At 62.1% G+C, this 15,663-nt stretch carries 18 protein-coding genes; 10 read left to right on the top strand and 8 right to left on the bottom strand.

Going from position 1 to position 15,663, the window contains the following annotated elements; all coding sequences use genetic code 11:
- The first annotated feature begins 2 nt into the window (after positions 1–2).
- A complete protein-coding gene (gene mocR / locus NKJ32_RS18635) occupies positions 3–1,469 on the top strand; it encodes a rhizopine catabolism transcriptional regulator MocR (protein ID WP_245274662.1) in 1,467 nt (488 codons plus the stop codon).
- A gap of 179 nt (positions 1,470–1,648) precedes the next feature.
- Entirely contained in the window at positions 1,649–2,026 is a 378-nt protein-coding gene (locus NKJ32_RS18630) for a GFA family protein (RefSeq protein ID WP_023675821.1), read from the top strand.
- Positions 2,027–2,057: 31 nt separating this feature from the next.
- Here the strand turns inward: NKJ32_RS18630 and NKJ32_RS18625 are convergent, their stop codons facing one another.
- Together NKJ32_RS18625 and NKJ32_RS18620 are read right to left on the bottom strand one after the other, a co-directional pair.
- A complete protein-coding gene (locus NKJ32_RS18625) occupies positions 2,058–2,501 on the bottom strand; it encodes an SRPBCC family protein (protein ID WP_023675820.1) in 444 nt (147 codons plus the stop codon).
- A 169-nt stretch (positions 2,502–2,670) separates the two neighbouring features.
- Entirely contained in the window at positions 2,671–3,915 is a 1,245-nt protein-coding gene (locus NKJ32_RS18620) for a DegT/DnrJ/EryC1/StrS family aminotransferase (RefSeq protein WP_352595386.1), read from the bottom strand.
- Positions 3,916–4,261: 346 nt separating this feature from the next.
- Here NKJ32_RS18620 and NKJ32_RS18615 point away from each other — a divergent pair, with 346 nt between their 5' ends.
- From NKJ32_RS18615 to NKJ32_RS18595, 5 genes are all read left to right on the top strand, one after another.
- Complete coding sequence (locus NKJ32_RS18615) at positions 4,262–5,236, top strand: polysaccharide deacetylase family protein (RefSeq protein ID WP_352757257.1); 975 nt, start codon at positions 4,262–4,264, stop codon at positions 5,234–5,236.
- A 67-nt stretch (positions 5,237–5,303) separates the two neighbouring features.
- On the top strand, positions 5,304–6,272 hold the full coding sequence (locus NKJ32_RS18610; RefSeq protein WP_023675817.1) for a rhizopine catabolism ABC transporter substrate-binding protein: 969 nt from the start codon (positions 5,304–5,306) through the stop codon (positions 6,270–6,272).
- 148 nt (positions 6,273–6,420) lie between these two features.
- Entirely contained in the window at positions 6,421–7,536 is a 1,116-nt protein-coding gene (locus NKJ32_RS18605) for an ABC transporter permease (RefSeq protein ID WP_023675816.1), read from the top strand.
- Between the two features lie 14 nt (positions 7,537–7,550).
- On the top strand, positions 7,551–8,363 hold the full coding sequence (locus tag NKJ32_RS18600) for an ATP-binding cassette domain-containing protein (RefSeq protein ID WP_023675815.1): 813 nt from the start codon (positions 7,551–7,553) through the stop codon (positions 8,361–8,363).
- A gap of 32 nt (positions 8,364–8,395) precedes the next feature.
- A complete protein-coding gene (locus NKJ32_RS18595) occupies positions 8,396–9,502 on the top strand; it encodes a Gfo/Idh/MocA family protein (protein ID WP_352726074.1) in 1,107 nt (368 codons plus the stop codon).
- 25 nt (positions 9,503–9,527) lie between these two features.
- Here the strand turns inward: NKJ32_RS18595 and NKJ32_RS18590 are convergent, their stop codons facing one another.
- Both NKJ32_RS18590 and NKJ32_RS18585 read right to left on the bottom strand, forming a co-directional pair.
- Complete coding sequence (locus NKJ32_RS18590) at positions 9,528–10,301, bottom strand: FadR/GntR family transcriptional regulator (RefSeq protein WP_352453268.1); 774 nt, start codon at positions 10,299–10,301, stop codon at positions 9,528–9,530.
- 30 nt (positions 10,302–10,331) lie between these two features.
- Entirely contained in the window at positions 10,332–11,333 is a 1,002-nt protein-coding gene (locus NKJ32_RS18585; RefSeq protein ID WP_023675813.1) for a LysR family transcriptional regulator, read from the bottom strand.
- 110 nt (positions 11,334–11,443) lie between these two features.
- Between NKJ32_RS18585 and NKJ32_RS18580 the strand changes: the two genes are divergently transcribed.
- From NKJ32_RS18580 to NKJ32_RS18570, 3 genes are all read left to right on the top strand, one after another.
- Positions 11,444–12,058 (top strand): nitroreductase family protein, encoded by a 615-nt coding sequence (locus NKJ32_RS18580; RefSeq protein ID WP_352595392.1) that lies wholly within the window; start codon positions 11,444–11,446, stop codon positions 12,056–12,058.
- Positions 12,055–12,912, top strand: coding sequence for an EamA family transporter (locus NKJ32_RS18575; protein ID WP_352757258.1), 858 nt, complete (start codon positions 12,055–12,057; stop codon positions 12,910–12,912). The genes NKJ32_RS18580 and NKJ32_RS18575 overlap by 4 nt, the downstream gene beginning before the upstream one ends.
- A 169-nt stretch (positions 12,913–13,081) precedes the next feature.
- On the top strand, positions 13,082–13,570 hold the full coding sequence (locus NKJ32_RS18570; protein WP_352757260.1) for a nucleoside deaminase: 489 nt from the start codon (positions 13,082–13,084) through the stop codon (positions 13,568–13,570).
- A 119-nt stretch (positions 13,571–13,689) separates the two neighbouring features.
- Here NKJ32_RS18570 and NKJ32_RS18565 read toward each other — a convergent pair whose 3' ends face one another.
- The 4 genes from NKJ32_RS18565 to NKJ32_RS18550 form a co-directional block, all read right to left on the bottom strand.
- A complete protein-coding gene (locus NKJ32_RS18565) occupies positions 13,690–14,172 on the bottom strand; it encodes a hypothetical protein (protein WP_352757262.1) in 483 nt (160 codons plus the stop codon).
- Positions 14,169–14,588, bottom strand: a complete 420-nt coding sequence (locus NKJ32_RS18560; protein ID WP_352595398.1) for a helix-turn-helix domain-containing protein — start codon at positions 14,586–14,588, stop codon at positions 14,169–14,171. Before NKJ32_RS18560 ends, NKJ32_RS18565 begins: the two co-directional genes overlap by 4 nt.
- Complete coding sequence (locus tag NKJ32_RS18555) at positions 14,575–15,117, bottom strand: hypothetical protein (protein ID WP_352757264.1); 543 nt, start codon at positions 15,115–15,117, stop codon at positions 14,575–14,577. Before NKJ32_RS18555 ends, NKJ32_RS18560 begins: the two co-directional genes overlap by 14 nt.
- A 211-nt stretch (positions 15,118–15,328) precedes the next feature.
- Positions 15,329–15,457 (bottom strand): hypothetical protein, encoded by a 129-nt coding sequence (locus tag NKJ32_RS18550; protein WP_352757265.1) that lies wholly within the window; start codon positions 15,455–15,457, stop codon positions 15,329–15,331.
- Positions 15,458–15,663: the final 206 nt, after the last annotated feature.

Here is a 15,663-nt window from a genome sequence, read left to right as displayed (position 1 = left end):
CCGTGGCGGACCACATGCGCCTTTCCCTCGACATCATGTCGGTCGACCGCGCTTCGGAAGAACCGATGCATCGTCAGATCTACGGCGCCTTGCGACGCTTCATCCTTGACGGCCAAATCCCGCAGAACACGCTGCTGCCGTCGACGCGCTCGCTGGCCGAAGATCTGAAGGTCGGGCGCAACACGGTCATCGCCGCCTATGACCAGCTCCTTGCCGAAGGTTTTATCGAGGCGCGTGCCGGATCGGGCACCTGGGTGGCGCCGATCCAGCAGAACCGCCCCTTGGCATCCCTGCGCGCCGGACTGGCAGCGCCGCAAAAGCTGTCGCGGCGTGGCCAGACCATCGTCAACGGCCCGCAGCCGCCACGCAATGCCGGCGTCATCAATTTCCATCCCGGCGTGCCTGAAACGGCATCGTTTCCGTTCACCATCTGGTCAAGCCTTCTGGTGCGCAATGCACGCAGCCGCGACGAGAGCCTGCTTGGTTATCTCTCCTTTGCCGGCCACCCCGGCCTGCGTCAGGCCATTGCCTCGACCATCGGCCTGTCGCGCGGCATCAGCTGCACCGCCGACCAGGTGATCATCGTCACCGGTGCGCAAGCAGCACTCGATCTCGTCTCGCGCGTGCTGATGGACGAAGGCGACCATGTCTGGATGGAGGAGCCCGGCTATCTCGGCGCCAAGAGCGCCTTTCTCGCCAGCGGCGCCAGGCTGGCACCGTTGAAGGTCGACCGGCGCGGCTGGCATCTTGCCGATCCGGAGCTGCCGCCGCCGCGGCTGATCTATGTGACGCCATCCTGTCAGTGGCCGTTCGGCACCATCATGCGCATCGAGGAGCGATTGCAGTTGCTCGACATCGCCGAACGCAACGGCGCCTGGATCGTCGAGGATGACTATGACGGCGAATACCGGTTCCGCGGCCGGCCGGTGCCGGCGCTGCGCGGGCTCGATCATGCCGACCGCGTCGTCTATATCGGCAGCTTCGGCAAGACGCTGATCCCGGCGCTGCGCATCGGTTATCTGATCGTGCCGCGCGAATTGTCGGTGCCCTTCGACCGGGCGGTGAGCATCACCGGTCAGTTCGCGCCGCTGATCCTGCAGGCAACGGTCAACGACTTCATCACCCAGGGCTATTTCGCCACGCATCTCAAACGCATGCGCCGGCTCTATGCGCGCCGGCAGGCGAACTTCGTCAAGCTATGCCAGGAGCATCTGGCCGAATGGCTGACCGTCACGGAAAACGATTCCGGCATGCAGCTGCTGGCGAGCTTCGTCAGGCCCTATAAGGACAGCGACGTGGTTGCCGCGGCCGTCAAGGAAGGGCTCGACGTCCAGGGCATCTCGATCAACTACCATTCCACAGAACCCGAGCACGGCCTGTTGCTCGGCTATGCAGCGATGGACGAACGCCAGATCCTGCGCGCCGTGCTGGCGCTGCGCGCCGCGTTTCTAAGATTGGACAGAAGCTAGAGCCGGCTCTCCATCTCGTTCACCGCGGGGTTGAGTCAATCGCCCGCAGTGATTAGGAAGATGGGGCGTCGGTCCTTGTTTTTCGGCGTTCGCGCAAAGCGCGCTTCCCAAGGCCGAACCACCCCGAAAACCAGAAGCATGCCCACCGCCGGTACGGCGGGCACGCATTCATCTGAACCATGAGGATTGCCATGAGAACCGCATCCTGTGCCTGTGGGCAACTGAGGATCTCCTGTAACGGAGAGCCGCAGCTGGTCGCACAGTGCCACTGCCTCGACTGCCAGAAACGGACCGGCAGCACATACGGCGTCGCCGCCTTCTTTGCGCGCGACAAGGTAGAAGCCGAAGGCGACGCCAGTACCTACAGGCGATCGGCTCGGAGCGGCCATCACGTCATTTTCCATTTCTGCCCGGGCTGCGGCTCGAGCGTCTTCTGGGAGCCCGAGCGAAAGCCTGAATGGATCGCCGTCGCGGTCGGCTGCTTCGCCGATCCGGCCTTTCCGGCCCCGGCGCATGTTGGGTGGGAAGAACGGCGTCATCCCTGGGTTTCCGGTTAGCGACGCCAACCCGCCAGGGCAGCGCTTTATCTTACTGGTTGATCTCGGGTTCAACGAGCTTCGCCAGATTTCGCAGCGACTCCTGCCAGCCGAGATAGCAGGCCTCAACCGGGATGGCGTCTGGAATACCTGCCTGCGTGATATTCACTTCGGTGCCGACCGACACTTTCTTCAATGTCACGGTCACCTCGATCTCGCCGGCCAGGTTGGGGTCGTCGAAGCGGTCGGTGTAGCGCAGCTGCTCATTGGGGACGAGCTCGACATATTCGCCGCCGAACGAGTGGCTGTCGCCGGTGGTGAAGTTGCGGAAGGACATTTTGAACGTACCGCCGACTTTCGCCTCGAAGTGATGAACCGTGCAGGTGAAGCCGTTCGGCGGAAGCCATTTCGCAAGTGCATCTGCTTCGAGGAACGCGCGGTAGACTTTCTCCGGGCTTGTTGTCAGAACGCGGTGCAGCCGTACGGTGCCGGGCATATCGTTAATCCTCCGTGTTGGTGATCGATGCCCCCTAGGACGAGCGGAGCCCGGCCTATCCGACACGGGCCTGCGGATTTTTTGGCGACCGGTAATGCCGGCCGGAATCCTCGCCCGGCCGCCGGACAAGGAACTCGACCGCAGGGTAGCAAACCGCGCCGGATCTGGTCTAGTTCACACTGTCGAACTTCTGCAGATCAACCGGTGCCGCCTTGCGCAATTCGATATCATCGAGCGAAGCATTCTCCAGCGCCACCCGCACCGCCGCGTCGATGTTGTGGATCATGTCCTGAATGTCGGCATCGCTGTGCGCCGGGTTCATGGCGACCATCACGGTACGGTTGAGGATGTCGAGCGAGCGCTTGCCGAGGTCGTCGGGATAATCCAGCCGCAGGCCCTGGTTCTCGGGCAGTGCGTAAGGATTGAGCGCCGGATGATGCGCGCCTTCATGCATCAGCACCTGGTCCCACTGGGTGAAATTGTGACGGCCGGTCTTGCCGGCAACGACGCTCGGAATGGTCTTCGAAAAAGTCTGCGCCGCCTGCTCGCTCGGCAGCAGGTACATCACCTGTGCGGCACAATCGTCGTCCGCGCTGTTCATCGGCGACGGTGTCAGCCCAAGATTGTCGAGATGGCGGGTGCCGGCCAGCACCTTCTTTTTCTCGGCCCGCATCGCCTCGATGATGCCGTCCAGCCGGTCGAGTTGGACGTTGAGCATCGCCCCCATCAGTTCGGAAGCACGCGCGCCGATGCCGGCGAAGGGTTTGATGCTGTCGCTTCTGCCCTGCCAATAGAAATGGCAAGGGTCGATGGCGCAGCGCGCCCGCTCCGCCACTTTCGGATCGCTGGTGGCGATGCCGCCGCCCTCACCCGAGGTCATGTTCTTGAAATAGTTGAAGGAATAGGCGCCGGCATGGCCGATCGAGCCGAGCTTGCGGCCCTCATAGCCGCCGCCGATGCCTTGGCAGACATCCTCCAGCACCAGCAAGCCGCGCTTGGCAGCAATGTCCATGATCGCATTCATGTTGCAGGCCGCGCCCCACATATGCACCGGGATGATCGCCCTGGTGCGCGGCCCGATGGCGTCGCGCAAAGCGATGGGATCGATGGTCAGGCTCTCGTCGATATCGACGATGACGGGAATGGCCCCGACCGACAGCACCGCGGTCGCTGTCGCCATATAGGTGTGCGCGGGAACCAGCACTTCGTCCCCCGGGCCGATGCCGAGCCCGATCAGGCCGGCGGCGAGCCCATAGGTGCCGCTGGCGGCCAGTGCGAAATGCTCGACGCCAAGATGCTGCGCATAGCGGGCCTCGAAGCGGTCGCATTCGCTGTCCTTGCCGTAACGAAACAGCGCGCCCGAGCGGATCACCCTGGCAATGGCTTCGATTTCCTCTTCGCCGGCGGTGTACATGACAGGCCTCCAAGGCTCTTGATAATGTGGTCGCTTGATGGTGTGGACAGCTGTAGGCTTGTCGGCACAGTTTGAAAGAACCACTCCGCCGCTATTCGACCAAGCCATCTGCGCCCGGAAGACGGTTCCTATGACTGGTTTTGAACCGTGATTGGGGAAATCGGTAGCTAAGTGTCTCAGCCGGCAGGCAAATCGTACCCATCCGAATTCGCCAAAGTGGCCCTGTCGGAAACCCAACTTTCGGCGTTCCATTCCGGCCAGTTGGGCAAACGGTTGGTTCCATGAAATACGGGACACACTTTGGAAGACCCTCGAAACCGGCGCGCCGGCGGGAAGGCGGCCGGTCGTGAACGCCGCCGGCTCCAGCAAACGGATCGTGGTCCACGAGGACGATGTCGGCATGTGCCACGGCGCCAACAGCGCCTTCCTCGAATTGAGCGGGCTGGGTGTCTGCAGTTCCGGCGCGGTGATGGTGCCATGCCCGTGGTTCCTCGAAATGGCCGAGAGCGCCGTCGCCAAACCTGCCCTTGACCTTGGCGTTCACCTGACGCTGAACAGCGAGAAGCAGCATTACAAATGGCGGCCGTTGACCGCGCCGTCGCGGGCGGCCGGCCTGACCGACGAGTTCGGCTTCTTCTGGCCCGACGTGGCGACCACGCGCCGCAAGGCGGTGCCGCAGGCGGTCGAGGCCGAGCTTCGCGCCCAGATCGACACCGCCTATCGCGCCGGCATCGACGTCACCCATCTCGACGCGCATATGGGCGCGGCATTGTCGCCGGAATTTTGCGACATCTACATCAAGCTCGGGCTCGAATATCAGCTGCCCGTGCTGTTGACCAAGACCCTGTCCGCCTATTCCCCCAACGACAATCTGGTCGGCGTCACCGAGGAGGCGTTCCAGCGCGGCGTGGCGCTGGCCCGTGCCGGCGGCTTTGCCATTTTCGACGCCGCCATCCAGACGACCTGGGGCCGGCCGCGTTCCAGGCCGATCGAGCCGGCTTACAAAGCGCTCATCGAGGGTGTGCGCGAGGGCCTGACCTTCTTTTGCCTGCATTGCAACGCGCCCGGTGAACTCGAGCTGATCGAGCCGCGCTCCGCCTATATCCGCACCGAAGAGTACGAGCTGTTCCGCGACCAGGGCTTTCGCGACTGGCTCGCCGCACAGCCGATCGACGTCATCGGCATGAAGCCGTTGCGCGAGGAGCTTCGCGCCGCACTCTCGGCCGGGCGATTATCAACGACAGCCCGCGGCAACACCGCGGGCGAACAGCGATTGGCGTCGGCAAAGGCCCGCAAAGCGGCCACCCGATCCGCGACGTGAGCCGATCGTCGCGGCCGGAAAACGGCGCCAGAGGGATTGGAACTGCAACGACAAATGGGAGAATAAGATGAAAACTCTTCTGAAAGTGGCATTGGGCGCCTTCGTCTCGGCGGGCCTGATGACAGGCATTGCGCATGCCGCGGGGCTCAAGGATCCGAAGGACGTGCGCATCACCTTCGTGGTGCATGGGTCGGCGTCCGATCCCTATTGGTCGGTGGTCAAGCGCGGCGTCGATGACGCGGCCGCCCTTACCGGCGCCAAGGTCGAATATTACGCGCCGCAGGTCTTCGACGTGGTCGAGCAGGCCCGGCTTCTCGACGCCGCCATCGCCACCAAGCCGGACGGTATCGCCGTCTCCATCGCCGACGCCAATGCGCTCGGCAAATCGGTCAAATCCGGGCTTGCCGCCAATATTCCCATGGTGGTTCTGGATTCCGGCGAAAAGGAAGGCGCCGAGCTCGGCACTACGCTCTATGTCGGCACCGTTTCCGAATATGATTCCGGCAAGAAGGCCGGCGAGCGGCTGGCCAAGGAAGGCACGCTCAAGGTCGTCTGCATCAACCACGAGGTCGGCAATGTCAGCCTCGACCAGCGCTGCCAGGGCCTCAATGACGGGCTGAAGCCCTCCGGCGGCGGCACCGAGGTTCTGGCCGTGGCGCCCGATCCCGCAGACATCCAGCGCCGCACGGAAGCCTATCTGTCGGCGCATCCCGACACGCAGGCCGTCTTTGCGCTCGGCGCCACCGCCGCCAACCCGCTGATCCCGATGTTCCGCGACAAGGAACTGTTCGGCAAGCTCAAGCTCTACACATTCGACATCAGCCCGGAGGTTCTCGACTCTGTCGTCGCCGGCGAAATGGGCTTCGGCATGGACGCCCAGCAATATCTGATGGGCTATCTGCCGGTGATCTATCTGGTCGAGCAGGCAACGCACGGCTTCTGGCCGCAGAACAACGCCTATACCGGACCGCTGTTCATAGACTCACCGGAAAAAGCCAAGGCGATCCTGGCGCTCGCCAAAGAGGGCATCCGCTAGGCAAGCGCTCCGACGGAACGGGAGAATGCGCCAAGCGCTCTCCCGATCCGTTCGAAGATTGCGAATTGAGCGATTGGAGAGCCTAATGGCGGTCGTGGAAGACAAGGCGATACCTCCGGGCGAACTGAAGGCGACCGACCGCTTCGGCATGACGTCGAAGCGGGCCGCCGGCGCCGACGAGCGGCTGGCCAGCACCGGCAAGCTGACCCAGTGGCTGCGCCGGCCGGAAGCCGGTGCCGCCGGTGGGCTGCTTGCGACGATCATCATCTTTGCGCTGCTGCCGGGCGCGGCAAACCTCTATTCGCTGCAGGGATCGATGACATTCCTGACGCTGTCGGCGGAGCTCGGCATCGTCGCCACCGCGGCAGCACTCCTCATCATCGCCGGCGAGTTCGATCTTTCGGTCGGCTCCATGGTCGGCTTTGCCGGTGTCGTCATCGGGCTGACGGTGAAGTACTGGGGCCTGCCGCTATGGGGTGGCATCGCCTGTGCCTTCGCCGTTGCCATCCTCACCGGCTATCTCAACGGCCTGATCGTGGTGAAGACGCGCCTGCCCTCCTTCATCGTCACGCTCGCCACGCTCTATATCCTGCGCGGACTGTCGATCGGCATCACCCGCGCCGTCACCGGCCGCACCCAGATCCCCTACATACTCGAAGGCGCACCGGACCCGGCGACGGCCGGCATTTTCAACGGCCATCTGCTCACCAGCCTGTTCCGCTGGATGGGCGCGCAAGGCTGGATCGCCACCCGCAGCGACGGCATTCCCTTCGTCGCCGGCATTCCGATGTCGATCGTCTGGTGGCTCGGCCTGACGGCGCTGGCCGGCTACGTGCTCACCCAGACGAAATACGGCAACTGGATCTTCGCCACCGGCGGCGACCTGATCGCAGCCCGCAACGTCGGCGTGCCGGTCGATCGCGTAAAGATCAGCCTGTTCGTCTACACCGCTTGCGCGGCGACACTGCTTGCCACCATCCAGGTGATGGAGGCGGGCTCCGCCGACACCACGCGCGGCCTGCTCAAGGAATTCGAGGCGATCATCGCCGCCGTCATCGGCGGCGTGCTGCTCACAGGCGGTTACGGCACCGTCTATGGCGTGCTGTTCGGCGCGCTGATCTTCGGGCTGGTGCAGATGGGTATCTTCTACACCGGCATCGACACCGACTGGTTCAAGGTCTTCCTCGGCATCGTCATCCTGATGGCCGTGCTGGTCAACAACTACATCAGGCTGAAGGCGCTCGGCCGCGGAGGTGGCAAATGACCGAACCGGCCCAAATGACCGAACCGGCAATGGAACTGCGCGGCGTCAGCGTCAATTTCGGCTCGGTGCGCGCCCTCCAGGACATCGACATCAAGGTCTATCCGGGCGAGGTCCACTGCCTGCTCGGCGATAACGGCGCCGGCAAGTCGACGCTGATCAAGGTTTTGTCCGGCGTCTATCGGCCGAGCAAGGGCGAAATCCTGGTCGACGGCAAGCCGGTCACCTTCCGCAGCCCGCGCGACGCGCAGGAGCTCGGCGTGGCAACGGTGTTCCAGGACCTCGGCATGATCTCGCTGATGTCGATCACCCGTAACTTCTTCCTCGGCCGCGAGCCGACCAAAAGCAGCCTGCCCTTCTCGCGCATCGACAAAGAGCGCGCCAACACCATCGCCAGGCAGGCGATGGCCGATATCGGCATCGACGTGCGCGATCCGACGCAGGCCGTCGGCACGCTGTCGGGCGGCGAGCGCCAGTCGGTGGCGATCGCCCGCGCCGTGCATTTTGGCGCGCGCGTGCTGATCCTCGACGAGCCGACCTCGGCACTCGGCGTCCACCAGGCGGCGATGGTGCTGAAATTCATCATCGAAGCGCGCATGCGGGGCCTGGCCGTCATCTTCATCAGCCACAACATCCACCATGCCTATCCGGTCGGCGACACCTTCACGCTGCTCAACCGCGGCCGCAATCGCGGCACCTACGCCAAGTCCGAGATCTCACGCGACGAGGTCATCTCGATCATGTCGGGCGGCGAGGATCTGAAGGCGGTCGAGGCGGAGATTGCCGGCCTGCTCGCCCAGATCGGCAACCGGCCGCCTGCGGCGCCTTGAGCTGACAATCGGACATTGCGGGGAATGATCCAATGAGCAGGATACGCGTCGGGGTCGTCGGCGCCGGCATGATCTCGCAGGTCGAGCATATCCCCAATCTGCTGCGCCTCGGTGAATTGTTCGAGCTGGTCGGCGTCGCCGATCCCTCCAGGATTTCGCGGCAGTTCGTCACCGACACCCATGGCATTGCCAATTTCGAAACGATCGACCAGCTCTTCGACCAACGCCTCGACGCGGTGGTGATCGGCTCGCCGGACCCGCTACATCACGAACAGGTGCTGGCGACGCTGGCGCGGGGCCTGCATGTCTTTTGCGAAAAGCCGCTCTGCTATTCGCTGGCGGAAATCGCCGAGATCGTCGCCGCGCGCGATGCCGCCAGGAAAATCATGCAAGTCGGCTATATGAAGCGCTTCGATCCGAGCTACCGGCTGGCGCTCGCTTCGCTGCCTGGAACATCAAGCACGCTGCGCGCGGTCTCGGTGGAAGTGAAGGATCCCGACGCCTGGCCGTTCATCGCCCATCAGCCCTACAGGCGCGGTACCGATATCCCAAAAGACATGATCGCCGCTGTCGCGGCCAAGCAGAAGCGCCAGGTCGAAGACGCCATCGGTGTTCCCGGGACCGACCTCGCTTTCCGTGGATTTACCGGTGCTTACAGCTCGGCCTTGATTCACGACGTCAATGCCGTCCACGGCCTGCTCGACGCGCTCGGCGTGCCGGACGGCGAGGTCGTCGGCGCGCAGATCTTTGCCAATGGCGACGGCGGCCAGGGCGCCGTCAAGCTGCTGGATGGGCAGGCGCTGTGGACCATGACCCACCTCACCGTGCCCAAGCTCGCCGACTACAAGGAGCGGATCACGCTGTTCTTCGACGATGCCAGCCTCGAGCTCGAATTCCCCTCGCCCTGGCTCAACCATCATCCGACCCGGCTGACGGTGACGACCTCGGACGGTCACACGCTGTCGAAGAAAGATTTGCGTGCCGGTTACGCCGAAGCCTTCGTCGAAGAGATGCGTGGCTTCTGGGCAGCGATCGTCAATGGCGATGCGGTCGTCAACCCAGCCGAACACGCCGCCCGCGACCAGGCGCTGCTGATCGGGCTGACCCGGCGGCATCTCGCGACCGCACCCTTCGACTGAGCACTCCACCTGTAGCCGAACGGCGCTATCTGGACTTGATGACGCTGTCGGTATTGGCCAGCAGCTTGCGCACCGCATTGCGCGCCGCGTCCGGCCGCTGCAGACGGATGCTCTTCTCGATTGCCTCATGCAGCCTCTGCGCATGCTGCAAATCGTCGAGTTCCCGCGTGGTATAAGCAAATAGATGATCGAATGCTGATTCGATCAGCACGCCGAGCGGCACCAGCAGGTCGTTGCCCGAGGCCCGCAGGATGGCGAGATGAAAACGCGTGTCGGCGCGCGTGCGCTCCTGCAGGTTGGTCGCCTCGCCCATCTCGCGGCAGGCCTGGCTGATCTCGGCCATCTGCTCGTCGGTGCGCCGCATGGCGGCAAAAGCGCTGGCCTCCGGCTCGATGATGTGGCGGAACTCCTGCACCGTCCGGAGGAACACCTCGCGGTCCGGCGAGGTCGCATACCAGGCCAGCACGTCGCGATCGAGCAGGTTCCAGCGTTCCTTCGGCTCGACCCAGCTGCCGATTTTGGGACGTGACGACAGCAAGCTCTTCGCCATCAGCATTTTTATGGCTTCGCGCACCGCCGAGCGGCTGACGTCGAAGGTCTCGGACCATTTGGCTTCGTTGGGCAGGATGGTTCCCGGCGGATAATCGCCGCGCACGATCCTCAGCCCGATTTCGTTGGCGAGCGACGCATGCACGCTCGAGCCCGGCATGCGCGCCGCATCGGCCCGGCGGATACCGCTCGTGCGTTCGGCGAACGCCTCGGCCGCTGTCTTTCCCTTATTCGGCTTCGCGTCCTGCATGGCTCCACAAAGTCCGGATTTGGAGGCGTGTCAAGGAGATGAAATCGCCGGCAATATCTCAGCTTGATTTTCCGCATCCGTCGCCTCGCCGACACCGCGCTTTGCCGAGCCTTCACGCCGGGGAGGCACGAACGGCTTCTCCTTGTCCCGACTGAATTCCTCGATCAGGAAATCAAGGAAGACGCGGATTTTCGGGGCGAGATGCTGGCGTGCCGGATAGACCGCGTAGAGCGTGGTTTCGACCTTGTCCCAGTCATCCAGAGCCGATTGCAGCCGGCCTGCTTTCAGGTCGCTTTCGACATAGAGATAAGGGATCAGGCTGACGCCGAAGCCGGCGCGCAGCGCATCGCGCACGGCAAGGCTTGACGAGACCGAATATCGTCCGTCGATGGCGATCCGCTCGGCTCGGCCGTCCTTGCGGAACTCCCATATGTCCGCATGCCCCGAGAGGCTGAACCGGATGCAATTGGCCGCCTTCAAATCGGCGGGCGTTTTGGGCCGGCCATGCTTCTCGAAATAGGACGGAGCTGCGCAAATCACATGCGGCATGATCGCAAGCTTTCGGGCGACCAGGCTGGAATCCTCGAGATTGTCGCTGCCGCGAATGGCAAGGTCAAATCCCTCCCGCACGATATCGACGCGCCTGTCGTCAAGGTGCAGATCGAGCTTCAAATCGGGATAGCGCGATAGAAACGCGGGCATGGCAGCCGAAAGCCGCGTCAACGTGACAGTCATCGGCGCGCTGACCCGCAACGTGCCGCTCGGCGCCGTCTTGATCGGGCCGAGCACCTGGTCGGCCCTGGCCAGCGCATCGAGCCCCTGCGTGACATGCTCCAGGTAGATCCTGCCCTCTTCAGTCAGCGCCATGCGCCGCGTTGTCCGGTTGATGAGCCGCACCCCCAGATCCGCCTCCAGCTCGGCGATATTCTTGCTGATCGCGGGAGGCGAGAGACCGAGCCGCCGTCCGGCTTCGGCAAAACTGTTCAGTTCCGCCACCTGGCGGAAAACCTGCAGCGCAGTCAGGCGATCCATCTCACCATTCTCTTCTAGTAAATAATGTCTTTCAATTATCGCATATTATCGCTCATTGGTAAATTCTCTATCTGCTATCCGAACGGCTTGCTCAATTTCGGAATGACATGATGACCAACCCCGCAATCTCCCTTATCGAGCGACGCATGTCGGCCAATCGGTTCGATGCCTCGCATGCATTGACGGATGCCGAGGTCGAGGAACTGGCACGCCTCGCAACGCGCGCGCCAAGCGCCTACAACCTTCAGAATTGGCGTTTCATCGCCGTGCGGACGCCGGAAGCAAAGGCGCGGTTGCGCAGCCTGGCCCACGGCCAGGTCAAGGTGCAGGAAGCAGCGGTCACCTTCATCATCTGCGGCGTACTCCCCGACCACGCTGCCCTCAATGCAAGGCTGCGTCCTTTCGTGGAAGCCGGCTTCATGCCGGTGGATATGGCTTCGGGCTGGCAGGAAGGCGCCCGCGCACAATATGCCGATCCTCTAGCGGCCCGCGACGAAGCGGTGCGCTCGGCAACGCTTGGCGCCGCAACGCTGATTTTCGCGGCCGAAGCGCTGGGCCTCGGCTCCGGTCCGATGGCCGGCTTCGACGCCGAAGGCGTGGCCCGCGAGTTTGGCCTTGGGCGCAATGAAGTGCCGGTGATGCTCATCGCGGTCGGCCGCGCCGCGCCCGGAAACTGGCCGCAAAAGCCGCGCCGCCCTCTTGCCGAAGTTCTGGAAATCTTATGAAAACGCACCGTTCCGATCTGCTGCTTACAGCCATCGCACCCGCGATATGGGGCAGCACCTATATCGTCACCACGCAGTTCCTGCCGAACTTCTCGCCGATGACGGTAGCAATGCTGCGAGCCCTGCCCGCCGGATTGCTGCTGCTGGCGATCGTTCGGCAACTGCCAACGGGCATATGGTGGCTGCGCAGTTTCATCCTCGGAGCCCTCAACATCTCGATCTTCCTGAGCATGTTGTTTGTCGCCGCCTACCGGCTTCCGGGCGGGGTCGCGGCGACCGTGCTGTCGGTCCAGCCGTTGATTGTGATTTTCCTCGCTGCTGCCCTGCTTGCCAGCCCTGTCCGCCGGTTGGCGATCGTCGCCGCCCTTGTCGGGATCGCCGGTGTCGCGTTGCTGGTGCTGACCCCGAACGCGACGCTCGATGCGCCCGGCGTTGCCGCCGGCCTCGCCGGGGCGGCCTCAATGGCCTTCGGAAGCGTGTTGAGCCGCAAGTGGCAGCCGCCAGCATCGCTGCTCGCCTTTACGGCATGGCAACTGACTGCCGGTGGTCTCCTTCTCGTTCCGGTGGTCCTGCTTTTCGAACCACCCATCCCGCTCCCGACCGCGGCCAATCTGCTTGGACTGGTGTGGCTCGGCCTGATCGGTGCGGCGCTGACTTATGTCCTCTGGTTCCGGGGCATTGCGCGACTCGAATCCGCAGTGGTGTCATCGCTGCTTTTCCTCAGCCCGGTGACCGCCGTGCTGCTTGGATGGGTATTCCTGGATCAGACACTGACCTTGCCTCAAATCGCCGGCGTCGTTTTCGTCATCGGCAGCATCTGGCTGGCTCAACGGCCCAATGGCAAGGAGTCCTAATGCATGTCGCGCACAAGTGTGCAGCGGTTTTGCGATAACGACATGCATCAAAACAAGAACCGAAAGCGCGTCGCATGAGGCCGGTCGAACGCGCGCGTTTTAGGCCGCCGACTTGTGTCGGCGGATTGTCCGGCACTATGGTCAAGCGGCATAGCCGGAGGATCTGCCGATGCCACAACGCCCCTATGATGAGCGGCTGCTCCGTCAGGCGTTCGAAGTCGCGCGCAGGGCCCGCGATGCCGGCGAACATCCCTTTGGTTCGCTTCTCGCCGACAAGGACGGCAATGTGTTGCGCGAGCAGCCCAACGCTTACAAAGCCGGCGGGGGCGACCGCACCGCTCATGCCGAAAGGCTGCTGGCGTCGTGGGCGGGGATGAATGTCAGTCTCGAAAAGCTGGCTTCCTGCACCCTCTACACTTCGGCCGAACCTTGCGCGATGTGCTCCGGGACAATCTATTGGGCGGGCATCGGACGGGTCGTCTTTGGGCAGAGCGAACATGACCTCAAGGGGTTGACGGGCGCACATGTCGAGAACCCCACACTCGACCTGCCCTGCAGGATCGTCTTCGAAGCTGGGCAGCGTCCGACTGAAGTCGTCGGCCCGCTGCTTGCCGATGAAGCGGCACAACTCCAGGCCGAATTCTGGAACGACAAGTAGCTCAATTGCCGCGCGGCGGGAAACGAGTGAGTGCTAGGCTCAGGACTTATTGATTAAAAGTATTGTCCCCTTCAAACAAGTGAAGCGGGGATCATCGGGGAGCCTTAACCCCTTTGGGCCTAAAGAGCAGCGGGGATGGGGTTGCCGGTTCCATCCCTGCTCAACTGCGAGATGCGCAATCGGCCAGCTGAGATTTCCTCCCCGTCGCGAACGACTACGACCACGAGTTTTGCAGGCTCCTGGAAGACCAAGGTTGACAGTTGAATGTTCATGCTAAGAGCCAATAATTTGACTGCATCCTTCTCAAATTCGAGGGGTCCTCTCTGGGGGATGATGTCGGTCTTCGGCACTGGAGCTTCTATCAAATCAACTACCCCACCGGCCTTGGATTCAAGACGAACTTTTATCGCGAGGGTAGGCAAAGTTTCTGGATACGGCTCAAGGTATTTAATCAGACACCATAGCCCAGTGGGCAACGCCCACGGCAAAGGTCCGTCGAATAAAACGACATCATTATAGACCCCTATGTGCAGTTGCTTTCCGTTGGCCTCCTGTCGAAGGTCATCGCAAAACACGACGCTAGCATGGGGGTTCAAAATCATGCTGCCTCAAGGCGTATTGAGACCGCACTGACGGTATCGGTTCCCGGCAGGATGGGATGCTGCCCGGAACTTGGTGTGGTCCCCGCTCCGAGCGTGAGCGGCTGTATCTCGCCCGCGGGCCCAAACCGACGGTTCATTTTTCTGTCTACGACCACAACCTCTACGTCTACCTCAAGGGCAATCGCGAGGTCCGAGATAGTGTCTATTTCCCAGTTCGGCTTTGTTCCTGAAAACCAGCGAGAGACCGCAGACTTGTTAATTCCGAGGCGATCAGCAAGCTGACTGAGGGTGAGCCCCGTTTCCGCTTTCCTGGCTTGGATGACCGCCCAAAAGGCACTCACAAAAGCCGAACGAAGCATCCCACGTTCGAACTCTTGAACGAACGCTTGGTCGGAAACCTTATTAGATTTTTTCATCCACATCTCGACACATTCCCTTCACGTACTCTAACGCTGTTGCTGCACGAAAAGGTTGCGCATTACCCATGGTGTTGCCCCAAAGATCGGGGATTCCAGCGGCGGTTTCGCTATAGTTCTTTTTGATTCCTAGCCAGTGTCGGCAATGCAGTCCTAAACCTATGAATACACCGGCGTCGAGGAACCTACCGAATAGACGCACTTGGACATGCCTGGGCTTTCGCGCACAAATTACCCAGACCTCGTCAACAGAATGCAGCCGTTCGATGTCTGGCCCCCGCTCGTCTGGGTCTCCTTTGAGGCTTGCCGTCACGAACCAACCGAAACAAAAAATCGCGATCAGTTCTTCCATTTTCGCCATCGGCAAATGGCTTAAGTCGGGATCCTTCCCAGCTAATCCTCTATAAACATTTGGCGTCACATACAGAAACCGCTTGGCCTCCACCTTCTGGTTAAGCGCAGGCCGCGCGACGAGCCGACCGGTTTCGACCGCCCGATACAAAATAGAGTTAGTTGCGTTTAAAGTCAACAATTTCCCCCGCTGGCCGCACCGTTCCTCTCGAATGGGGAAATGTGTTATTACCAGCCAGGAGATAGCCTATGTCAGATTCGAGCTTGAGTCAGGCCCTGCGAGCAAATCGATTGGAAGATTTCATCAAGCAACGGAAGCCAAAGGCGTTGGCCCTGTGGATAAAGCCGTTCTTATTCACGCCCCCCAAGTCATCAAACACAAGACAGGATCAGATCAACATCGCGTTCTGCATCAGGCGATAGTTCGACCGGAAAGTGAATTCGGCAAGGTAGCGATCCATGTATTTGGCCGGCGCGTGAATGTGGTCGAGCGAACCGAGTTCTTGAACAGGCTCCAAAAAATCTCAACATAATTGGTCGAAAGGAATTCGCCGGTGGCGTTGTAGAACGTCGACCAAATGTTTTTGCAGTGCCTCACGGTGCCGAGCTTGTACCCGTCACCCTCTATAACCCATAGGACATGAGTTCGTCGGTCGAGACGACAGAGCCCTTCTCAACTCGCGTCGGGGCTGGCCCAGTGCCGCCATCGCGTCAGCTGCGCCCG

Source organism: Mesorhizobium sp. M0159 (assembly GCF_040322295.1).
GTDB lineage: Bacteria > Pseudomonadota > Alphaproteobacteria > Rhizobiales > Rhizobiaceae > Mesorhizobium.
This window is presented reverse-complemented; position numbering and strand designations above follow the sequence as displayed.